The 24,702-nt window shown below is 51.7% G+C and carries 12 protein-coding genes; 7 read left to right on the plus strand and 5 right to left on the minus strand.

Annotation, left to right across the window (positions count from 1 at the left end; all coding sequences use genetic code 11):
* Positions 1-2 precede the first annotated feature (2 nt).
* The 3 genes from WKT13_RS01555 to WKT13_RS01565 form a co-directional block, all read right to left on the minus strand.
* Complete coding sequence (locus WKT13_RS01555; protein WP_340322525.1) at positions 3-2,186, minus strand: alpha-galactosidase; 2,184 nt, start codon at positions 2,184-2,186, stop codon at positions 3-5.
* Positions 2,187-2,267: 81 nt separating this feature from the next.
* Entirely contained in the window at positions 2,268-4,163 is a 1,896-nt protein-coding gene (locus WKT13_RS01560; RefSeq protein WP_445323545.1) for a GH32 C-terminal domain-containing protein, read from the minus strand.
* A 100-nt stretch (positions 4,164-4,263) separates the two neighbouring features.
* Entirely contained in the window at positions 4,264-6,516 is a 2,253-nt protein-coding gene (locus WKT13_RS01565; protein ID WP_298619219.1) for a TonB-dependent receptor, read from the minus strand.
* 508 nt (positions 6,517-7,024) lie between these two features.
* Between WKT13_RS01565 and WKT13_RS01570 the strand changes: the two genes are divergently transcribed.
* Positions 7,025-10,117 (plus strand): fibronectin type III domain-containing protein, encoded by a 3,093-nt coding sequence (locus tag WKT13_RS01570; protein ID WP_340322526.1) that lies wholly within the window; start codon positions 7,025-7,027, stop codon positions 10,115-10,117.
* Positions 10,118-10,819: 702 nt separating this feature from the next.
* Here the strand turns inward: WKT13_RS01570 and WKT13_RS01575 are convergent.
* Entirely contained in the window at positions 10,820-13,510 is a 2,691-nt protein-coding gene (locus WKT13_RS01575) for a hybrid sensor histidine kinase/response regulator transcription factor (RefSeq protein ID WP_340322527.1), read from the minus strand.
* A gap of 462 nt (positions 13,511-13,972) precedes the next feature.
* On the opposite strand from WKT13_RS01575, the gene WKT13_RS01580 reads away from it, so the two are divergent.
* The 6 genes from WKT13_RS01580 (at position 13,973) to WKT13_RS01605 (ending at position 22,931) form a co-directional block, all read left to right on the plus strand.
* Positions 13,973-15,295: a hypothetical protein gene (locus WKT13_RS01580; protein ID WP_340322528.1), complete on the plus strand. Its 1,323-nt coding sequence runs from the start codon at positions 13,973-13,975 to the stop codon at positions 15,293-15,295.
* A 14-nt stretch (positions 15,296-15,309) separates the two neighbouring features.
* Entirely contained in the window at positions 15,310-17,385 is a 2,076-nt protein-coding gene (locus tag WKT13_RS01585; protein WP_340322529.1) for a beta-L-arabinofuranosidase domain-containing protein, read from the plus strand.
* Positions 17,386-17,589: 204 nt separating this feature from the next.
* Complete coding sequence (locus WKT13_RS01590; RefSeq protein WP_340322530.1) at positions 17,590-18,237, plus strand: DKNYY domain-containing protein; 648 nt, start codon at positions 17,590-17,592, stop codon at positions 18,235-18,237.
* A gap of 185 nt (positions 18,238-18,422) precedes the next feature.
* Positions 18,423-19,952, plus strand: coding sequence for a GH3 auxin-responsive promoter family protein (locus WKT13_RS01595; protein WP_298619160.1), 1,530 nt, complete (start codon positions 18,423-18,425; stop codon positions 19,950-19,952).
* A 42-nt stretch (positions 19,953-19,994) separates the two neighbouring features.
* Positions 19,995-22,082 carry an Ig-like domain-containing protein gene (locus WKT13_RS01600; RefSeq protein WP_445323546.1) on the plus strand — a complete coding sequence of 696 codons (2,088 nt, stop codon included), beginning with the start codon at positions 19,995-19,997 and terminating at the stop codon, positions 22,080-22,082.
* A 36-nt stretch (positions 22,083-22,118) separates the two neighbouring features.
* Positions 22,119-22,931, plus strand: a complete 813-nt coding sequence (locus WKT13_RS01605) for a DUF3108 domain-containing protein (RefSeq protein ID WP_340322531.1) — start codon at positions 22,119-22,121, stop codon at positions 22,929-22,931.
* Between the two features lie 1,148 nt (positions 22,932-24,079).
* On the opposite strand, the gene WKT13_RS01610 is transcribed toward WKT13_RS01605, so the two are convergent.
* Positions 24,080-24,664 carry a DapH/DapD/GlmU-related protein gene (locus WKT13_RS01610; RefSeq protein ID WP_340322757.1) on the minus strand — a complete coding sequence of 195 codons (585 nt, stop codon included), beginning with the start codon at positions 24,662-24,664 and terminating at the stop codon, positions 24,080-24,082.
* Positions 24,665-24,702: the final 38 nt, after the last annotated feature.

Raw genomic sequence — 24,702 nt, forward strand, 5'->3', positions numbered from 1 at the left:
GATTAGTTTGCGGTTGTCAGTTCATACACATGGCTTGTTCCGTCGGATGCGCTCAGCACAGACAGTCCTATCTTCATGAGATAGTCGCCGGTGTAACTCTTTGTTTCAGCCTTATGGCCGTCGGGCAGATTTATCTCCGTCACGTTATACACGCGCATCGGGTCGAGTCCCTGGAGTCTTACGTTAGGCTGCGGTTCTTTGTAGCGCGGATGCAGGTCGTAAGCGAAAAGCACCGCACGGCTCTTGTCTTTAGACACATAGTTGAGCGCAGCATGGCTGGTTTCGTATGGTGATACCAGATGATACATGTCTCCGTCGAGAATGACCGGTTTCAGTCTGTTATAGTTGGCAACGGCCTGCTGGCAGAGTTTCAGGTCAGATTCCGACAGTTTGTGTACATCGATGTCGAATCCGAGTTTGCACATACTTGCCACATCAAGGCGGAACTTAATGCTCGAACCTCTGTTCCAGTCGGTCACATGAGCAGCCATAGCCTTCACCGGGAAGAACTTCGACATGCTCCACTGTATGTAGATACGCTCATACGGATCGGTATTGTCGCTGCACCAGTACTCGGTGAAATATTTCAGAGCCTCATAGTCGCAACGTGCGCCACCACCTGAACAGAGCATCATCGGAACGTCCGGATACTTTGCCTTGAGTCGTTTGAGAACATTGTAAAGGCCGCGCACGTAGTCAACATACAGATTGCTCTGCTTCTTCTTCAGATAAGGCGAGCGTATGTTTGTGATAGGGCTGTTGCAGTCCCACTTGAAATATGCAACGTCAGGATTGTCGGTCAGTATCTTGTCAGCAACTCCGAACACATAGTCCTGCACCTTAGGATTGGCAAGGTCGAGCACAAGCTGGTTGCGATAATAATAAGTGTCGCGTTCCGACTGCATTATCACCCAATCAGGATGTTCTTCGAACAGACGGCTCTTAGGATTGATCATCTCCGGCTCTATCCAGATGCCGAACTTCACTCCGGCCTTCTTTGCCGCAGCTGTCAGACCGGCAACGCCCTGAGGCAGCTTTGCTTCGTTGGGCTCCCAGTCGCCAAGTCCGGCAGTGTCGTTGTTGCGCGGATACTTGTTGGCAAACCATCCGTCGTCGAGCAGGAACATGTCAACACCCAATTTGGCAGCGTCTTCCATTACTCCGGCCAGCTTTTCCTGATTGAAGTCGAAGCCGGTGCTCTCCCAGTTGTTGAGCAGAGTCATGCGGTCGCCCTTGCCGTCCTTAAGCTGATAGAGTCGTGCCCAGTCGTGCAGATTGCGGCTTGCCTCGCCCGTACCGTTGTTGCTGAAGGTGAATATGAATTCAGGAGTTACGAACTTGTCGCCTGCCTTCAGTTTGTAGTCGGATGCATAAGGATTGATTCCAGGTATGACGCGCAGTCCGCCTACATTGTCCACCTCGAATGTGCAACTGAAGTTGCCTGTCCATCCTATTGTTCCAAGCATGGCGCGGCCGGTACCTTCCTGTGCCGGAGCGCCAATACCCAGTTCGAAGTAAGGCTGCATATACATTGCAGCACGAGTGCCCAGCTTGGTGTCGATGGTCTTCTTGCCGTATGTGAGCTTCTGAGTTGTAGGCTGTGCCTCGCGTGCCCATTCACTGTGATAATTGGTGAGATAGTACGCCGGTTCGTTGAAGTAGAGCATGGTGCTTGCATATCTCCACAGGGTGATGTCCGATTTCTCGTTGTGTGTAATCTCACTCCATGCCTTGATGACGTTCTGATGTTCGTATGCGGCATAGTGCAGAGTCACCTCGAGCGGATATTTCTTGTCGGCAAGACGTATCACCGTCTCTGTTCCACCGTCGATGGCGTGTGTCTCCGAGTCCTTGTAATAAAGATAGGTGGTCATGTCACCGTCGGCATGTGTCACAGCCAGTGCCGGCTCGAAGAAATCTTCGCCACCTGAAGACATGTATGCTTCGTGACCTCTCCGGCTCACGCTGCCGTCAGAACCGGTATAAACGCTCCATTCGAGTTTATCGGCATCAGAGGCATTGAGCAGTTTGTCACCAAGATATACCATATACAGGCGTCCTTTATCGTTCACCTGCAATATCATGTCGGTGTTGTCAGTGCTTATGCGGATGGTCTTCCGCTCATCGGCTGTAGCCGATACAGCCAACATCAGCAAAGCTGATATCATAATACAGAGTTTTCTCATCAAATTGTGCTTTTATCAGATTGTTTTTAAAAATTAGGTTTTACAATAATCATAACGCACAGAGGCGTTATGATATTGTACTTACAAGCTTATTTTATGCACCTTTACATTGGCGAAGCCTGCTTTTCCGCCCTCTGTATAGAAACGCACTGAATCGTAAGGCTTGGTCGGGAATACAAGATTGGTCATCGCAATGCGTCCGCCGTCTACAAATAGTTCTACAGAACACTTGTCGACAAAGATGTCCACATGATAGGTCTTGCCTTCGCAAAGACTGAGCGGAGCCCATGTACCGAGTGCGAAATCGTTCTTGTAGTTCACGGCATTCTCGATGCGCATCGGCTGTTTGTTCTCGCTCGCACGCTTTGCGTCAGCTTTCTTCTCTATGTCGTGCGGCTCAGCCTTCAGTCCGAAGTCTGTCAGTCCGCTCTGTGTACGGTCGGTCACGATGCGCTTGTTCTTCATGTCGAGATATATGAGTGTTTTCTCACCTTTGTCATTATAAAGCTCCAGTCCAGCAATGGATGTCTCGCCCGGAGTGATGTCGGCCTCAATTTCAAATGCTCCGTCACATCCTGCAGCCACGGCAGCCTTATTCTCCTCGCCGCTTACATTCATGTCGGCCAGTGTCTTGGTGTCCTTACGCAGTGCCTTTATTTCAGGAGCAACGTCGGCTGCGACATAGTAGCGTCCGTCCTTGGTGTAGAGCGAAAGTTCGCGCGGCAGAGCGTTGGCACCCCTGTACTGTTTGATTGGAGTGACGTTGGCATACTGCCAGTTGCTCATCCACGGCAGGGCTATTACGCGGTCGCCGGTGTTTGAGAAACATACTGTGGCATAATGATCCTTGCCATAGTCGAGCCACTTCGGAGTATAAGGATCGTCGAGACATTTGAAAGTCTTGCCATCGAATTCGCCTACGAAGTATTCTGTTGCGCTACCGCCGAAGAGACATCCCGGGTTTACGTTCATGAGCATGACATATTTCATGTTGTTCTTATCACCGTTCACAGGCAACTGCACGAAGTCTGGACACTCATACTGACATGGCTGCATTCCGTAACCACGGCCGAAACCGCTGATGTAAGTCCACTTCTTCAGATCGGAAGATTTGTAGAAACGCATTTCCTTGTCGGCCGATACAATCATATACCATGCGTTGGCCGGTGCATACCAGAACACTTTCGGGTCGCGGAAGTCCTTCAGTCCGTCAAAAGGACGCAACACAGGGTTGCCCTCATACTTTGTGAATGTGCGGCCGTTATCGGTACTGTAAGCCATACACTGTATCTGTCCATTCTTGTCGCTTGCCGATGTGTAGAGCGCGATTATGGCACCTTTGCCATATCCGGCTGTGTTGTCCTTATCTACTACAGAACTTCCTGAGAAGATATGTCCCAGAGTATCGCGTGCTATTGCCGGATCCAGTTCCTTCCAATGTGCCAGATCGGTGCTCACTGCGTGTCCCCAGTGCATGTTTCCCCACTTCGATCCGTAAGGATTGTATTGGAAATAAAGATGATATTCGCCGTCTTTGTAAACCATACCGTTGGCATCGTTCATCCATCCGTAAGACGGAGTATGATGATAGAGCGGACGATAATAATCGGTGTTGGCTACGCTCCATGTGTCAGACATCTTCAGCGATTTCAACGCGAGAGCGTCAGGACTGATGTTCAGAATTTTCACGGTAGCCTTTTTGCCTTTGCCCAATGCGAACGGCACACAGTAGTCTGTCTTGCCCTGTGCCAGACGTACGTCCATCCATGTATCTGCAGGCGAACCGGTGTCGAGCAAAACACGGGCCTCGGCCTTGTCTTCCTCAACGGGAAGGATAAGATATTTCTGCGGATTGTTTATCACAACTACAGTAGTGTCGCCGTGGCGGCTCACATTAATGTCCTGTGCCATGACAGCCTGTGCAGCGAGAGAAGCGGCCGCAACAGCCATTGTTTTAAGAAAAAGAATATTGTTCATAGATTTCTTCGGATAATTGGTTATTATGTTATGTTTGAAAAGGATAAAAATATGTCCCGCCGCACACTTAGTTTATGTGCATGCGGGACAGTCAGCTAAGTCAGAATTTCAATGATGCGGAGAACTCCACTGTGAACGGGCGCAGATAGCTTCCGGTCATCAGATGGCCGTCATACTGTTTTGCCTCGTCCTTGGTAATGAGCTCTGCTCCGGCTATACTTCCCTTCGCACCTGTCTGATTGAGGAAGTTCACAACGGTACATCCGAGCGACAGTTTCTTGTTCACCTGCCAGTTCAAGCCTCCGAATGTCTCCCAGTGGCCGTTGAAGTAGTAAGCCTCGTTGATGTTGGCGTAGGTCTTACTGAAGTAGCGGAAGCTTGTCCATATCTTCAGATCGTCAGTTATCATGTAGCTCGGGTCGAACTCGATGAGCACCTGCGGTATCTCTGCCACGATGTTACCTGTAGCGTTGATCTTTCCTTCGTATCCGTCAGAGAATGTTACAGAAGTCTCATACTTCTTGTAGGTCGGCTTCTGGTATGTGAAAAGGAAGTGTATGTCAAGACCTTTTATAGGATGAGCCATCACGTCGGTTGTCCATCCGATTGTCTGTATGTCGTATGTAAGCGGTGCGGCCATTATCTCGCCGTTGTGCTGCAGGTTGAGCGTAGAGTTGTTGTTTGTCTTCGAAATGTATGAGAAGAGTGATGTGAGGCTCAGCCAAGAGTTGTTGTAGTAGATACCGGCACGACCCAGCGGCACTGAAATCTTGTCTGTATTAGGCAGTGTTGCCGGCGAGAAGTTCTCGAAGCGTGGGTGCTGCACGATGTATGTGAAGTCGCCTGTAAATCCGAAGTTCTCTGTCAGACGATATGTCAGAGCGGCTGTGAAGTCATAGTTGAACCAGTCATAGCTAAGCGGTGTAGGAGCAATCTTTGTTCCATCAGAAGCTGTAGCACCGATATAATAATCGGCAAAACGTCCTACATATTCGCCGGAAGCATTCTTCACGGCAGCGTTCTCACCATTGAGCGACTGCCATTCGAAGCGTGCGCCATAGTAAACATTGAACTTAGGAGTGATGTCCCAGTCATGTGTCAGATAGAGCGCGAGTTTGTTTTCGTGGCCCTTGTAGTACTCAGAAGCGTTCTTGTTGAAGTCATAGAAGAAGTCGCTGCGCTTGTTAGAGTCGTAAACTCTCACCGGATAGCTTCCGTCCGACGGCACGCTCTGGTCATACATTGTTGTGTTCGAGGTATAGTCGATGTTGTAATACCACTCGTTCAAACCAATACGCAGTGTCGATGTTGAGAACTTCTTTGACAGCTCCGAGGTGAAGAGAAACTCATCGATGTCGCCGGAGTTAAGACATGACATACGTGTCTGGACATATTCTCCCGTGTAAGGTTTGAGCTGTCCGTCAATGCCGCGCATCACATAATTGTAACTGTTATCCTCTTTCACATTGATGAGCGACATAGGAGTCTGGTATACCAGAGCGCCGCGTGCGTTGTCATACCGTCCTATCAATTTCCATGTAAGTCCGTTATCCCATTTGTAAGTGTTCATGAGTGACACTTCGCTCGAACGGTTCTCAATGGCATCATAAAGAGTAGTCTGCTTGAGTTCGCCCGTACGCATGTCACGATAAGTCATTGTGTTTTCCGTTGGAAGATATGAAGTGGTACCAAGTTTGAAGTCACCGTATTCCTTCACACTGCCGTCGCCCACATATATAAATGGTGCCGACTGTGTGGCGTAAGTGTATACAGGGTGGCTGTTTGAGTAACGATACATAGCCGTGAACTCTCCGCGGCCTTCGTTGTAGCGTTTTGTAAGAGCGGCCTTGTAAATCTGAGTGCGGTCCTGGAACGGCGTCGACTTGATGCTGAATGTTCCCGGATCAAAGTCCTGATAAAGGCTTGTGCTATAATACCAGCCCTTGCCCATCGAACCGTTGAGGTTGAGTGAGAACTCCTGCAGTCCGAAGTGGTTAGACTTGTAGTCCAGACGGCCGTTGAAACCTTCCTGTCCAAGCTGTGTGAATGAGTTGACGGCATAACCTATATTACCGGTTGTGATGGCCGTCTCCGAAATCTTGAGCAGTCCCACATGGCTCAGACTTGCGTCCGAACGCCAGTTAGAGTTGATGGAGTGAGGATTGGTAGCGTAGGTCACCGGCAGTCCGTTCTCCAGTACATTCACATCGGCCGAAGGCAGTCCGATCTGAATCTCACGCGGGCCATTGGCGCTCGAAGCGTTGAGCATGACGTTGCGGTTGCCTTCCTCTTTATTAGAACCTTCCGACTCCGTCTTTGCTTCCTGTGCCTGTACATAAGTAAGTGCGAGCATTGATGCAAATGCCACTGTACTTAATCTTGCTGTTGTCTGATTGAGTATTCTCATAATGGTCAAATCAAAAAGAGTTGTTACAGTTTTAGTTATTATTAGAATTTTCTGTCGCAAATGTAGGCAGTTAATCGTAAATGCCTGTTTCAGATATGTTTCAGAGAATAAAAAAAATCGTTCATGCAACATTTTTGATATGTTTTGAACGATTTTTTCAATATTCAGACCCGCTTCCACCGCATATTTTCGCCGAATTCATCGCACCACACCGATTGTCACATCATATTCCTGCACAGCAGACATTAAAAAATTCAATATCACATACAGATACCACATCTCCGTCAGATGTTTTTGCAGTCAAGTATAGCTCTTTTTATATAATAAATGTATAACATCAGGCGACAGGTTTCCGTCGCACCGATGTCGCGTATTCTCAACCGAATTGCAAATCCATTGAAACCGCACGGTAACATAGTATGGATACTTTTGTGCGACCAACAAAAACTTAATTATGAACAGATTTTTACTTTCAAACTCGTTGATGCTGCTGCTCGCAGGACAGGCTATGAACCTGTCGGCAGACAGCATCGACAAGATTGTGGGCGACGCCGACATGAAGATCGACGACGTGAAGACCTACAGCGTGGCTGAAGACGCCGACGTTACAAACTACCGATGGCTGCCCGCCGTGGGCTGCGACATCGTGGAGGGACAGGGCACTCCTGTCGCCAAAATAAAAGCCACATTCATCGCGCAGGACAGTCCGATGATGCTCGAACGCCAGTTCAGCGACGGCACAAAGGACACTCTGTCGCTCGACATGACCTTCCACCGCTACGTGAAGAGCTTTGTAGACCACTCCATCAAACCGGGCGAGAGCATCGAGATTGCAGGAAAGACTTACAAGGACGCCGACATATACTACGAGCCGGTGACTGGCGACGACGGCTACGAGCAGGTGATAGCCCACCGCGTAACGGTAGACCTCGAAGGCGCTGCATACCGTTCGATGACCGAACCTTATCTGCAGACAGCCACCGACAACTCCATCTGGATAAGCTGGAAGACCGACTTCAACGAAACTCCGGTGGTGATGTTCGGCAAATCTGAGAACAACCTCACCAGTCAGACCGAAGGAACAGCCCAGAAACTGTCGGATACTTACTTCTGGAACTCCGTCAAACTGACATCGCTCGAGCCCAACACCATATATTATTATAAGGTGAAGAGCGGCGACAAGGAAAGCCAGACCTACCGCTTCCGCACCATGCCGAAGAAGGGCGGCAACACTCCGATGCGCATACTGCTCATGGGCGACCACCAGCTGAAGAAGCGTAGCGGATACGAATGGCTCATGCAGGCTGCGGCAAGAAAGATAAACGAGAAATACGGCAACCTGGAAGAGAATATCAATATGATAATGAACGTAGGCGACCAGGTGGACAACGGCACACTCGACCAGTACGAACTCATCAACTACTGGAAGAACAAGCAGATGTCGCCCTACCTCCCCATCATGACAGCCGTGGGCAACCACGACACTTACAGCGATCCGGGCATGCAGCGCTACGCCGCACACAACCACTTCGAGGAGCTGGAGTATCAGGGCATCAAGAGCGGCACGGAGAACTATTATGCTTATCAGGTCGGACGCATACTGTTCGTAGTGCTTAGTACCGAGCACACGGGCGATGCGCAGAAGAACTGGGTGAGACAGGTTGTTGACGCCGCAAAGAACGACGACTCTGTCGACTTCATCATCAGTGTGAACCACCGCCCCATACAGGCCGAGCAGTACATCGGCGACATTTCGCCATGGGTGAGAAACGAGATTATACCAATCCTCTCCGAAACTCCGAAACACATACTCAACTACGGCGGCCATCACCATCTCTACCACCGCGGACAGATAGCCGAATATCCGCTCTACCACATCATCAACGGAGCCGCATCCTACGACCAGCTTTGGGGAATGTCGTCGGAGCAGGACTATGACGACGTGCAGAAAACCATTGACTACTGGGGTTATCAGATTCTTGAGTTCGACTTCGACAAGAAGGAAATGAAGGCCGAGTGCTACGCCATCGGAAACAAGGGACTCGTGGTGGACAACATACTCATCGACTCCTTCCACCGTTCTTTCGGCAAGGCCGCACCCGAGAAACCCGAACTCAGCGAGGTGGACGCCGAAGTGGAACTGCCCTACACATTCAACGCAAGCCAGTATAAGACTTCTACCGACGAGAAGCTGAACACCGTGCAGTATCAGTTCTCTACCAACGAGAACTTCTCTACCATATCGCTCAACGTGGTGAGAGACGTCGAAGACCTCTACGGATCGACCAAAGCGCCGCTCTATCTGCCCATAGACCTCAACCACAACAAGGACATAACCGAATACACTCTGCCCTCTCAGGGACTGAGCAACGGCACATACTATGTGCGTGTGAGATACCGCGACGAGAACCTGGAGTGGTCGGAATGGTCGGACGCTAAATCGTTCAAGGTCATCGGCAGCATAATAAGCGAACCGCAGATAACTATCAACAAGAAAGTGTACGAACCAGGCAGCGAGATAGAGATATCCTATGCCAACGCGCCGGTGGGCAAGAATGCATGGATAGGCATCTACCGCAAGGGCGAGAAACCGGGCACAGGCGCCGGAACGTCCTACTCTTACTTGTGGAAATACACGTCACAGGCGGCAGGCTCGATGAAATTCACCATCAACGAAGTGAACGAATACTATGCCGTACTCTTTGCCGACGGAGGCTACACTGAGATAACCGAACGTCTGCCGTTCTACTTCGGACCGGTGCCGGAACTGTCGATAGAGAAGGACAAGTATGAGGAAGGCGAGGACATAAAGATAAAATTCGCCAACGCTCCTGGACTGAAAGACGACTGGATCGGAATCTACCGCATGGGCAAAGTACCGGGAACAGCCAACCTGTCCGACGCGTGGAACTACACCCAGCAGGCCACAGAAGGCGAGATGACGCTTGCGAAAGACCTGCCCAAAGGTTATTACTTCGTCAACTATTTCACACGCGGAGGATACTTCGAACCGGCAGAAAGAATAATGTTTGCCGTGGGCGAGAACATCTCTTCGGTCAATCTGGACAAGACAGAGTTCTGCAACGACGAGAACATCACCATACACTACCACGAGGCTCCGGGCACTCCGAAAGACTGGATCGGCGTTTATCAGGACGGCAAGGTGCCGGGCGTTGACGACCTCGACGGCTTCTTCTACACCTACGGAAGCATAGACGGCAGCATAGAGATAAAGGCCGGCGACCTGAAACCGGGCAAATACTTCTGCTCGCTCTACATCAACGACTCGTGGGACGAGGTGTCTGAAAGAAAATATTTCACCGTCAGCGACGTTTCAACATCCATCGAAGCACCACAGAGCGGCATGAGCATATACACCGAAGAAGGTGTGCTCTACATATCGTCCGACAAGGAGTGCGACGTCGATGTATTCTGCCTGGACGGCACAAAGAGAGCACGCCTGCACGTGGGCCGCGGACTCAACAGCTACGGCAACCTCGGCAAGGGCATATACATCATCAACGGACGCAAGATGATAATCGGCTGAACGGCCACGGCCCGACAGTGTCCGGACAGCGCACACGGTGCCCGGCATGAGGCAAAAGAGAAAATGTATAAATATGCAGAAACGCGAACGGCCGATGCATAAATATTCATGCTCAACTCAAAATTAAGGCCATCATTCTGAGCAACAAATTTTTCGGTCGCAAATACGCGATTCTCAGAGACTTTACGCAACCTACTGCCAGTCAGCGGGTTGCGTTTTTTCGTGCTCTGATGTGCGCTCCGCAGCGTTGCGATAAAGCCCGAATGAGGCCCTGATATGGGCCATATCACACGCTGATAAAGACTATATCAGGCCATGATCTGGTGCATATCGCACCGCGAAACGGACCATACCGTAAACCGCTCACGATTCTGCCGCAGAATCGCAGACGCACAGCTGATGCAAAAAAGGCTTTCCGACAGACGACAGGCGGAAAATCTTCGCTCTCCGTTTTCTATTTTGAAAAAAAATTTTGTCAAGATTTTTTACTTTTCGAATTGCATAAATATGCAGTTTTGGGGGCCAAATGGGCTTATCCGTTTTTTACGTCTGCTCCGCAGGCAGTGCCCGAGAAAAGGCAGTAATGCGGTATTCTGCCTGTCACAGAAAAATGATGCTGCCGCCCGTACACGACGAAAGCACCGGCCCATGCCGATGCTTTCAATATCCTTTTCCGCTATGTCTGCCCGTCACTACGGCGCGTCATTTGCCGTTGGGCGTATGTCCGAAGTAGTCCTTATAGCACTTGGAGAAATAAGACGGAGAGGAGAATCCCACCTCATACGACACTTCCGACACGGTGTGTCCGCCCGCCTTGAGCAGCTTGTCGGCACGTTTCAGTCGGGTGATGCGTATCAGCTCCACAGGCGTGCTGCCCGTCAGTGCCTTCACTTTGCGGTACATCTGCACGCGGCTCAGTCCCAGCTCGGCGCTTAGCGTCTCCACATTAAGTTCCGGATCGGCCAGATGCTCGTTCACCTTTGCGCGGAACTCGTTCATGAAGTGCTTGTCCATGCTCTCGGGCTGCGCCTCGTCGGTCTCGCCCTGTGCGTATATGTTCTTCAGCTGACGGCGGCTCTCTATGAGGTTGCGCACCCTTGCGGTGAGCACCTTGCCGCTGAACGGTTTCACGATATAGGCATCGGCGCCGCAGTCGTAGCCGTCGGCACGCTGGGTGTCCATGGCGTTTGCCGTGAGCAGTATTACGGGTATGTGGCTCGTGGCAGTGGTGGTCTTTATGCGGCGGCACATCTCCAGTCCATCCATCTCGGGCATCATGACGTCGCACACGATGAGTCCCGGCACCTCACTCACGGCCTTGTCAAGACCTTCGCGGCCGTTGGAGGCGTAGCTCACGTTGTATCTGTCTGAAAGAAGAGTGCCTATGTATTTTCTCATGTCGTCGTTGTCGTCCACCACGAGTATCTCCTCGCGCTCGCCGTCGTCGTCGGGGCTTGTCATGATGTCGGCACGGCTGTTGGGCGCGTCGGCGGCGTCTATGCTGTCGGCAGCTATGTATTCCTCGGCCAGTCTGTCGGGTTCAGGTCCGCTCTGTGCCTGATTCTCCTTAGCTGAAGGCTTTGCAGCAGGCAGACTCACCACAAACTCTGCTCCCCTGCCCTCGCTGCTGTTCACCCTGACGGTGCCTCCGAGCAGATCGACAAACGACTTGACCAGAGCCAGACCGATGCCTGTTCCGCCCGAACCGTGCTTCACCTGATAGAAACGGTCGAACACATGCGGCAGCTTGTCGGCAGGTATGCCTATACCGGTGTCGGCCACGGCCAGTGTGAACGAGCCTCCTTCGCCTCCCGCCAGACTCACGTTGATACATCCGCCCTCGGGGGTGTACTTCATGGCGTTGGACATGAGGTTGTAGCATATACGCTCCACCTTGTTGCGGTCGGTGCACACCACGAGCGTCTCCGGCATCGAGGTGTTCATGGCTATGTGCTTCTTCTGCGCCACAGGGCCGAAGTTTCCCGTCCACTCACGCAGTCCGGCGGCAAGGTCGAAGCTCGAAGCCTCTACGTTCATCTTGCCGTTCTGCACCTTGCGGAAGTCGAGTATCTCGCCCACCAGACGCAGCATCATGCTCACGTTCTTGCGTACGAGCTGCAACAGGCGGCGCTGTTCCTCGCTTGTCTTCGGATCGGCCAGAAGCCGGTCCACGGGATCGGCTATGAGTGTGAGCGGAGTACGGAACTCATGGCTCACGTTGGTGAAGAACTGCAACTTGGCGTTCACAGTCTCTTCGGCAAGCCGGCGCTTCATGATGATGGTGCGGTAGATGTAGATGAAGAACACTATGAGCAACGCAATGATGATGGACGAGAGCAGCAGGAACACCTTCTGGTGGTTGTACTGCACCAGATAGCGGTCCACCTGCTTGTGCAACACCTCGAGCCTGTCGCGTTGCTGGGCCATCTCGTCGGCCTGCATGAGCATGGCATCCACGTTGTCGGGCGTGACGATGGCGCTCTGCAGATAGTTCTCGCGCTTGTATGGCTTACCCTCAAGAATGTTCATGGCAAGCTGCATGACGAGATCGCCGCGTGTAGGATAAAGGTATGAGGCAAGCATTGTGCCGTCCTTCACGCGGTGCATTCCGCCGTCGGGCATGGGCAGGGCGTCCACTCCGATGTATGTCACCTTGCGTCCGGCGGCCTTACGGCTCATCACGTCGCGCGCACCGTCCACCATACGGTCGTTCTGTGCAAACACACAGTCGAAGTCGTCGGTCTGCGACAGTATCTCGTTCATGGCCTGTTCGCCGCTCTTGCGAGTCCAGCTACCATGGCTCACACACACGAGTCTGATGCCCGGATAAGCCTTCAGCTCATCGGTGAAACCGCGGTGGCGCTCTATGGCCGGCGACGAATCCTTCAGTCCGGTTATCTCCACCACACGGCCCTTGCCGCCAAGCTGCGTGGCAAGATAATGGCCCATGGTGCGTCCTATGGCGTAGTTGTCGGCACCGATGAAGGCGGTGTATTTGTCAGAATTGGTCTTCCTGTCGAAGTATATCACCGGTATGCCGCGGTCGTAGGCACGGTCGATGGCCTCCGACACGGTGTTCATCTGGTTCGGCGATACGAATAGCAGATCTATGCCGCTGGCCACCAGGCTGTCTATCTGGGCTATCTGGCGTTGGTCGTCGTCGTTGGCCGAAGCTATGCGGAGCTCCACATTGTCGAAAAGATAGGTTCCCATGCGCAACTCATCGTTCAGTTTGTCACGCCATATATCCTCGCTACACTGCGACACACCTATGACATAGCCCTTCCGTTGGGAGCAGGCGGTCATCACCAGAACAAGTATCAACATGAAAAGGCATCGGCGCATGAGGGCTGTCGTATGCATATGTCTGAGGTCAACAGATTTTATCTTCATAAACATTCTTTATTTGCCAAATCCTGTTTTTTACAAAAATAGTAAGAGGCGAATGCAACGGCAGGACGGAAAAACACTGTTTTGCCGGACCTGACATTGCTGAGCCGAATCCTATTTTCTACAAATATAGGAAAAAAGGAGGTATATGCAACCAATACTTTTCAACTTTTTCACATTTTTGCATCATATCTCCAGCCTTACCCAACGATACAAACGGCAAAGCGCATCAGCATCATATAAAATTCAATATAAAACAGATGTACAATCAGCTATTTATGAACGGCATACCCTGTTTTATATTTTTTAACAACTGAATACTTATATTATATTTCTGATTTCACTAACTTTGTTTTCTAAGATTATTAATCCGTAGTGTCGTTATCACGACCGCCTCCGCACAACGGAGAAACAGACAGCAAACACAGACCTGAAACCAAACAGAAATAACTAAAACAACCAGAAATGAAAATGAAGAACAATTTACCTTTCAGAATGCTGATTCTGTCGGCATTTGCAGCCATGCAGACCATGCAGGCAGGTGCACAGGACAGAATAATCAGCACGTTCAACCCCGAGCGGCCCATATTGCCGTCGTCGCAGTACACACCGGCAGACACCTATCAGGCCGACGTATGGATTTACGACACAGGCATGCGCTACGACAGCCAGTATTACAACAAAATATGGGGTGAACCCGATGCCGACTCAAACGGCAGGATGTGGTATGAGCCGGAGTACGAACTGACCGACGGCGACATAGCATGGCAGACGGCAACATCGCCTTTCAGCTCCGACGAATACTACAAGGACCAGAAGTCGTTCAGATGGATTCAGACCGAAATAATGGGCGAAATGTATATGCGCCGCAGCTTCACCATCGACAAACCGGTGGCAGGAACAGTGTTCCTGTGCGTAGGCCACGACGACGCTCCGTCCGAATGGTATATCAACGGAGTGAAGGTGTTCTCGGCCTCCGACGGATGGAACAACGACGAATATGTGCTGCTGACCGACGAGCAGAAGGCTCTCATAAAGACAGACGGATCGGAAAACATACTGGCAGTGCACGTTCACCAGAACTGGGGAGGCGCTTTCGCCGACTGCGGACTGTACGAAGCCGACATGACTGCCGCCACCGACTATCTCACAACGGTGGCTTCGGGACCGTGGGACTGCAAATATTATTTCCTTAACTACAACGAAGACATAGCCGTGGCGGAGGCCGGAGAGTGGGCTTCGCCGCAGGAGGACGAGCAGGACTGGATATCGGGCGTGGGTCCGTTCAGCAACGATGCCAACATGTTCTTTATCAACAAGTGGGCGAGTCAGGTTCGCCCGATACTCATACGCCGCCACTTCAACCTCACGGCATCGGACATAGAGAAGATGAAGGCCGGCAAACTGGTGCTCTCGTGCAGCTATGACGAGAACCCGAAGGTCTATCTCAACGGCACTCTGATATGGAGCGCGTCGGGATGGAACGACAACAACTACGCCGAAATAACACTGACCGACGAGCAGAAAGAACTGCTGCTTGAGGGCGACAACGTGATGGGCGTATCGCTGACTCAAGGTAGTGGAGGCGGACACATCGACTACGGACTGAGCCTCATCAGCGAATACATACCGACAGGCATCGGTTCTCTTCCGGCAGACAACGGTAGCGCATACGGCGGCAACAACAGTGTGTACAGCATAAACGGCGTATATATGGGAACATCCACCGACAATCTGAAGAAAGGAATATACATCGTGGATGGCAAAAAGAAAATCATCGGCAAATAAAAACATCACAGACAATGAACACAAAGACATACAACAACAGAAAATGGATGGCCGCATGTGCCGCCGCACTATTCATGGCGACAGCGGCAACGGCACAGGACAAAGTGACGGTAACCGACCGTCCGCTCGTCTCAACAAGCTCCAACTATACCAACTTCAGAGCTCCGCTGCGTCAGGCTCCGCTGCTTAAGCTGCCCGTTGGACAGGTGCAGCCTCGCGGATGGCTGCGCAAGTATCTTGAGCTGCAGAAGGAAGGACTCAACGGTAAGCTGAACACCGTGAGCGCATGGCTCGACAAGAACAACAACCAATGGCTGAGCGACAGCGGCGACCACGGCTGGGAGGAAGTGCCCTACTGGCTGCGCGGATACTGTAGTCTGGCCTACATACTCGACGATGAGGAGATGAAGAAGGAGGCACAGGTGTGGTTTGACGCCGTATTCGACAATCTGAAGAGCGACGGTTTCCTCGGTCCGCGCAACTATGAGAACGGCAATCCCGAGATATGGGCGCAGATGATAATGCTCTGGGCGTTGCAGACCTACTATGAGCACAGCGGCGACCAGAAGGTGCTCGACGCCATGACCAACTACTTCAAATGGGAAATGACCGTACCAGACGAGCAGTTCCTCAAAGGTCTGTGGCAGGAGAAGCGCGGCGGCGACAACATGTGGAGCGTCATGTGGCTTTACAACCGCACGGGCGACGAGAGTATTCTGCCGCTCATCGACAAGCTGCACCGCAACACGTCAGACTGGACCATGAAGGACGATCTGCCCAACTGGCACGGAGTGAACGTGGCACAGGGATTCCGCGAACCGGCGACATACTATATGTATAACGACGATCCGGAAATGCTGCAGGCCACATACGACGACTTCAACACCATGCGCCAACGCTACGGACAGGTGCCGGGTGGTATGTACGGTGCCGATGAGAATGCGCGTGACGGCTACTTCGATCCGCGCCAGGGTGCCGAGACGTGCGCCATTGTGGAGCAGATGGCAAGCGACGAGATACTGATGGGCATCACCGGCGACCCGTTCTGGGCCGACCACTGCGAGAATGTGGCACTCAACACATTCACAGCCGCAACGATGAGCGACATGAAATCGCTGAGATACATCACATCTCCCAACATGGCCATAAGCGACGAAAAACTCCACGGACCGAGCATCGACAACAACCTGAGGGGCATGCTTTCGATGAGTCCTTTCAGCAGTCGCTGCTGCCAGCACAACCATGGCATGGGATGGCCCTACTATGCCGAGCACCTCGTAATGGCAACATCGGACAACGGACTGGCCACAATGCTTTACGCAGCTAATGAGACCACGGCAAAGGTGGGTGCGGAAGGCAAGACCGTGAAACTCATAGAAGACACCGAATATCCGTTTGAGGAGAAGGTGACTCTCACCGTACAGACCGACGGCAGCGGCGTTAACTTCCCGCTCTATCTGCGCATACCGGCATGGTCGGACAAGACAGAGGTGAGCGTAAACGGCGAGAACGTGAGCGTGGCAGGAGCAACAGGAAAATATGTACGCATAGAACGCGAATGGCAGAACGGCGACAAGGTGGAACTGGAGATGCCTATGTCAGTCACATCGCAGGTGTGGCAGCAGAACAAGAGCAGCGTAAGCGTGAACTACGGTCCGATGACTCTGTCGCTCAAGATAAAAGAGAACTTCGAGCAACACGACAGCCGCGACCCGGATTTCGTGCAGGATGACTCTCACTGGCAGGAAGGTGTTGATGCGTCACTCTGGCCATGTTATGTGCTCAAACCGGAATCGGACTGGAACTACGCGCTGAAGGTGGACAAGTCGTTCATACCGTCTGGCATCAGCGTAACCAAGAAAGAATGGCCGGCAGACGACATGCCTTTCACAGCCGAAAGCGTGCCGTTGGAATTCAGTGTGAAGGGTTATCAGATTCCGTCTTGGGGATATGATTCTACTGGCATGACCGACCAGCTTCCTGTGAAATGGGCAGAGCGCAGCACAACAGAGACAGACCTCACACTAATACCGATGGGTGCGGCACGTCTGCGCATATCGGCCTTCCCTAAAGTGGTGAGTGCCGAGTGAGGCAAAAACCGCATAAAGGAGGATGAAACATAACATCTTATTACGGCGACGGCATTGTCGGACAGCATCAGAAGCACAGTTCCGGCACATGCCGCCGCCGTTTGCATAAAACGCCGTCCGGCATACAATAATACGGCGTGGATACCGTTAAACCATTATAGTCACATGGCGTCTAACTGAATATAAACCATCAAACCACGGCTTATGAAAACATTGCTCATCAGAACAGCCCTTATGCTGACGCTCACAGCAACGGCAACGGCAGCGACAGCAGGCATTCCACACAGCGTAAAAGCTGAAACCGTATGCTCATACCGCCAACAGGACAAGCAGAAAGGCCACAAGTGGCACAACAGAAAAAAGCATTACGTCATAGCCAACAACAAGGTTTATTACGACGGAAAAGTCGTTAGCGGCGCCACGGCATCGAGTTTCAAGGAACTCAAGGACGGTTATGCGGTGGACGATTTCCGCGTGTATAACAGAGGCGAAAAGATTGAAGGAGCTACAGCGTCGAGTTTCAAAGTGCTCGGCGATGGCTATGCGGCTGACAATTTCCGCGTGTATTATTGGGGCAAAAAGATTGAAGGAGCCACAGCATCGAGCTTCAATTTGCTAGGATATGGTTATGCAGCCGACAACTTCCGAGTGTATTACAATGGTGAAAAGATTGAAGGGGCAACAGCTTCAAGCTTCAAATTGCTAGGATATGGTTATACTGCCGACAACTTCCGTGTGTATTACAAAGGACGGAAAATAGAAGGAGCGACGGCGTCGAGCTTCAAGGTGCTCAAAGACGGCTACGCCCGCGATAACTTCCGTGTATATTACAAAGGCGCGAAGATAGAATAAGTCCGCGCCGCTTTATGTGCTTTGGCCGCCACATATTAAAAAAATAGCCAAATTGTTCACTGTTTAGAAAAGTTTGAACTATATTTGCAGAATATAAAAATCAGGACAGACGACAGAGAGTGTTTCTGTTCCAGGCCGTCACGCACGGTTCATTTAAAGAAGTATTCTTTTTATATTCAACAAAAATGAGCTTAACAAGCATAGCAGGCAAGTTTTTTCTGGCAAGACAAAAAAAACTTGAACAGCACATCAACGGGGCAGAGACGTTGCAGAACAACGTGCTACGCCATCTCATAGAAAAAGGCAGATACACCGAATACGGCCGCAAACACCTCTTCAGCAGCATTAAGAATTATGACGACTTCACGCGCAATGTGCCAGTGAACACATACGAAGAACTCAAAGCAGACATCGACCGTATGCGCCACGGAGAGGCCGATGTGCTGTGGCCGGGAACTGTGAAATGGTATGCCAAATCGTCAGGAACGACCAACGATAAAAGCAAATTCATACCAATATCGCCCGAAGGCCTCCACCGCATTCATTATAAGGGAGGCAGTGACGTTGTGGCTTTATATCTGCGCAACAATCCCGACAGCCGCATGTTCGACGGCAAAGGCCTTATTCTCGGCGGCAGCCACTCGTCGAACTACAACCTGCAGAACAGCCTGGTAGGCGACCTCAGCGCTATCCTTATAGAAAACATCAACCCTCTTGTGAATCTCGTCAGAGTGCCGAAGAAGAAAACAGCACTGCTCAGCGACTTCGAGGTGAAGCGCGAACGCATAGCTGCCGAAACACTCAACGCCAACGTCACCAACCTGTCGGGCGTACCGTCATGGATGCTCAGCGTGCTGGTTAAAGTGCTGGAAATGTCGGGCAAGAAAACGATAGACGAGGTATGGCCTAACCTTGAAGTGTTCTTCCACGGAGGTATCGCCTTCACTCCATACCGCAGCCAGTACGAGAAGATAATCACTTCGCCGCGCATGAAATACATGGAAACGTACAACGCCAGCGAAGGATTCTTCGGAATACAGGACGATCCTACAGACAAGTCGATGCTGCTCATGTCCGACTACGACGTATTCTACGAATTCCTGCCTATGGACGAACTTGAAAGCGACCATCCGTCTATAGTTCCGCTGTGGGGCGTTGAGACCGGACGCAACTACGCAATGCTCATCACCACATCGTGCGGACTGTGGCGTTACATGATAGGCGACACCGTAAAGTTCACGTCGCGCAATCCTTACAAGTTTGTCATCACCGGACGAACAAAATACTTCATCAACGCTTTCGGAGAGGAACTCATACAGGACAACGCCGAGAAAGGTCTGGCTTACGCCTGCGAAATGACGGGAGCTGAGGTGAGCGAATACACCGCCGCACCGCTCTTCATGGACCAGAAGGCTAAGTGCCGCCACCAATGGGTGATAGAGTTCGCCAAGGAACCCGACAGCCTCGAACGCTTCGCCTCACTGCTCGACAAGCGTCTGCAGGAAGTGAACAGCGACTATGAAGCCAAACGCTACCACGACATCACCATGCAGCACCTCGAGGTTATAAAGGCGCGTCCGGGACTTTTCAACGACTGGATGAAGTCGCGCAACAAGCTCGGAGGCCAGAACAAGGTGCCGCGCCTGTCGAACAACCGCGACAACATAAACAGTCTGCTGGAAATGAACGGCAGCAATGATGCTGAAAACAAATAATATTCAAACAACCTCACGCCATCTGCATAAAGACAACAAAGGATGAACAAGGCTGAAAAAACAACATACCCACACAACTGTATGCGCCGCAAACGCATGGCAAACCTCATGCGCAAGGCCATGCTGCCGCTGTGCATCATCATCATGACGGCCGTGATGTCGTGTGCGAGAATGGGACAGCCCGACGGAGGATGGTATGACGAGACTCCGCCGAGCGTCATCGGTGCATCGCCGGCCGACGGAGCTACAAACGTGAAGGCGCACAAGATAAGCATCCTGTTCGACGAATTCGTGAAGATAGACAACGCCACGGAGAAGGTGGTGGTGTCGCCGCCGCAGGCCGAGATGCCCGAGATAAAGAGCGCGGGAAAGAAAATCGAGGTCGAGCTGAAGGATTCGCTGCGCGCCAACACCACCTATACCATCGACTTCAGCGACGCCATCTCCGACAACAACGAGGGCAACCCACTGGGCAATTACGCCTACACATTCTCCACGGGCGACCGAATAGACACCCTGCAGATATCCGGCCATGTACTCGAAGCACAGAATCTGGAACCCATCAAAGGCATTCTCGTGGGACTCTACAGCGACAAGAGCGACTCGGCCTTCATCTCCTCGCCCATGATAAGAATAGCACGCACCGACAGCCGCGGACAGTTCGTCATCAAGGGCGTGGCTCCCGGAAGCTACCGCATATACGCTCTGGAGGACATGGACGGCGACTACAAGTTCAGTCAGAAAAGCGAGAAGATAGCCTTCACAACCGACACCATCGTGCCATCCACCATGGCCGACACACGTCAGGACACACTCTGGCTCGACTCGCTCCGCATAAAGAGCATCTCACGCGTGGGTTACACCCGCTTCACTCCCGACAACATTATACTCAAGGCGTTCACCGAACCGCTCACAGACAGATATCTCGTGAAGAGCGAACGCCAGGAGGCCGACCGCTTCACGTTCTTCTTCAGCTACGGAAGCGACAGTCTGCCGCAGATAAAAGGTCTCGACTTCGACTCCGACAACGCATTCATCATAGAACATTCCGAGAAACGCGACACGGTGACCTACTGGCTCAAGGACACCACACTGGTCAACCGCGACACGCTGAACGTGCAGCTCAAATACATGGCCACAGACACGTTGGGCCATCTGCAACTGCAGACCGACACACTGCAGCTGCTCTCCAAAAAGACTTACGAGAAGCGACAGAAGGAAAAGAAAAAGGCCTACGAGGAATGGAAGAAGCGTCAGGAACGCAAGAAAAAGCGTGAAGAACCCTACGACACCATCATGCCGCCCGAACCGCTGGAGTACAACATGGCTGTGCCGCAGAAGCTGCAACCCGACAAGAACATACGCATAGAGTTCAACACTCCCATTGCAGCCATTGACATAAGCAAGATACACCTCTATTCGAAGCGCGACTCGCTGTGGTACAACGCGCCGTTCGAACTGCTGGCCGACCGCAAGGACACACTCAGCACCGACGACTCTACATACAACGCAACGCCCGACCTCTACCTGCGCAAGTATGTGCTCATGGGCGAATGGAGGCCGGACGTGGAATACAGTCTCGAACTCGACTCGGCAGCCTTCACCGACATATACGGCAAGACCACTAAGAAACTGAAACAGGGCTTCAAGGTTAGCGCCCTCAGCGAGTTCAGTACACTGCTCCTCTCCATCAACGGCATGAACGGACAACCGCTCGTCGTGCAGTTGCTCAACCCGTCGGACAAACCCGTGAAAGAGGTGAAGACAAGCTCGTCTACGGCCGAATTCTTCTACATCACGCCGGGACGCTACTACGTCCGTATGTTCATCGACTCCAACAACAACGGCATCTGGGACACCGGCGACTACGCATCGGGACGCCAGGCCGAGGAAGTGTTCTACTATCCTGAAGCCATCGAGTGCCGCGAGAAATGGGACATAAGCAAAACATGGACCCCGAGGGCCACAGTGCTGACGCACCAGAAACCCACGCAGATAACCAAGCAGAAGGCCGAACAGGCCAAACAGGTGAAACAGCGCAACATCGAGCGTGCTCGCAAACTCGGCATAGAATATCTGCCGGAGATGCAGCAGCAGATGAAAAAGAAGCTGAAACGGGCCGAAGAATAAGACAAACTGTGTAACAACAATCATAAGCGTAAAACTATGAACATCAGAAAACACTCCTTCGCAATAATGATGTTGCTGCTCATCGCAACAGCGGCGACAGCACAGTGCACCTACAAGAACACCGCGTTCAAGTCGGGAGAGTTCCTATCCTACAACCTTTACTACAACTGGAAATTCATATGGGTGAAGGCAGGAAACGCAAGTATGTCCACCGTAGAGAGCAACTACAAGGGCCGTAAAGCCTACAGAGCATCGCTCACCACACGCGGCAACAACACCGTGGACGAGATGTTCGTACTGCGCGACACACTGCTCTGCTACAGCAGTCTGGCCATGGAACCGCTCTACTACCGCAAGGGAGCACGCGAAGGTTCGCGCTACACCGTCGACGAAGTGTTCTACTCATATGCCGGCGGACTGCAGAAGATGAAGATGCACCGCCAGAAACACGACGGCACACACGCCTGGAAGGACGTGTCGGCAGACGAGTGCAGCTACGACATGATGAACATATTCCTCAGAGCGCGCTCCTTCAATCCCGAGGGATGGAAGACCGGCAACATCATAAACTTCCCGATAGCCGACGGCAGAAAGACCACACCCGCACGCCTGCTTTATCGCGGCAAGACCGTCATAAAGGCCGACAACGGCATAAAATACCGCTGCCTGCAGCTCTCATACATGGAGCTTGAGAAAGGCAAGTACAAGGAGATTGTGCGCTTCTACGTCAGCGACGACGCCAACCACATACCCGTGCGCCTCGACATGTTCCTGAAATTCGGTTCCGCCAAGGCTTTCCTCGTCGGATACAAGGGACTGCGCAATCCGGTGTCGTCCATCGTGAAATGACACCTGCGCGCCACAGCAACCGCCGCCCCGACGGCAGTCACACTTACGAGACGTGGAATCATGCATCTCACAGCGAAAAGAACATGAATGGTAAAAGAGCGGTAACGCACAGCCGTTTATCATAAACCCATACAGAGACGCGATATTCCGCGCCTCTTTTTTGTTCCACATAGATCATAAATAAACCCAATAGAAATTCCGTGGAAATTTATTTCAATAAAAAAGACCGCAGCTTCAATCACGTATCTGCGTTGTTGCCTTCTGCCGGAAGAAATGCTATATGGGCCTCTTTCAGTTTTTCACCGACATGTGATTTTTTTCCTTGAGTTTTCAGTTCTACCCCGTTTATTTTTCGTGAATTTGCGCGCTGACTCTCCGTCAGACGCAAATTCGTGAGAAATGAGAGCTTTGTGCAATATGTTGGATATCAGTGGTTTATATTTGAGAAAGATTTTTCGGCCGTGCAATAAGCACTGTTTGAGGCCCTGAAACGGGCTGTATCAGGGCCTCAAACGCACCATAATACACCCTGATACGGGCTTAAACAGCCCCTCAAACGGGCATTATCGGAACACAGGATGGATTATCCGGCATTATAGAGCAGGATGTATGACAAGGCCGCACGTCCTGAACAAGCCTTTCTTATGTAGGATTTAACATTTCCTTACATCTCTTTCGCGAAAAAATTTTGTCAAAAAAAAGTCAAGAAAAACTGTAAGTACGTCGCCAGAGTTTTCTTTGAAAACACCGATATGAGGCATAAGAAAAGGCACGGGAAACTTGCGAATGTCTTGAGAGGATGGTTTATCGGTCGTGGAGACGCGGATTTATCATTACGTGATAAAATGCGATGTGACGGTCAACGGCTTACGCTCCAGACAGTGCGACATGTCTTTTACTGCTGCCGAACGGGCCGTTCCGCAACGGGACCTGATTTTCTCCGGAGTGGCACAAAAAGAAAACGGCTCCGAAAGAGCCGCTTTCACGTCGCGCGACGCCATCCGAGGGCGTCGCCATTTTTCTATTTTGAAAATTTTTTTTGTCAAAATTTTTTACTGCCGGAATGTATAAATATGCAGTTTTAAGACGATAAAGGGCATTTCGTCCGGAGGCCTTACTGCCGGCAGAAAGGCCTCCGGACACCTTCCTCAGCAGTCCTTCGTCCCGGCTTCGTCGATGCTCTTTATCACCTTGGCGGGCACTCCGCCCACAATCATACGGGCTGGCACGTCCTTTGTCACCACCGCTCCGGCAGCCACAACGGCGTCGTCGCCTATGTGCACACCGCTGAGTATGGTGGCGTGGGCGCCTATCCACACACCACGGCCTATGACTATCGGCGCATGATAGAGGTTCTGGCGGTCGGCAGGATCCATGCCGTGGTTGAGCGTAGCCATCACCACGCTGTGACCTATCAGGCATCCGTCACCTATGAATATGCCGCCCTGGTCCTGAAACTGGCAGCACGCGTTTATGAAAACATTGCGCCCCACGTGTATGTTTCGCCCGAAATCGGTGTAGAACGGCGGAAACATGCGGAAGCTGTCGTCCACCTCGCCACCCGTTATCTGCGCGAAGAGGACGCGTATCTCCGCGTCGGTGTGGTAATGACAATTAAGCTCCATGAGCAGGCGGCGCACCTCGTCGCTGCTGTCGCGCATGAAGTTTATCATCTCCTCGCCGCGCAGTGGCCGTCCGTCGGCTATGTATTGCTGGAATTGTTCGAGTGTCATGTCTTTTCTGTCCATATTTTCACGGTTTGTCTTCATCG

The sequence above is a fragment of the Prevotella sp. HCN-7019 genome, assembly GCF_037890215.1.
Lineage (GTDB): Bacteria > Bacteroidota > Bacteroidia > Bacteroidales > Bacteroidaceae > Prevotella.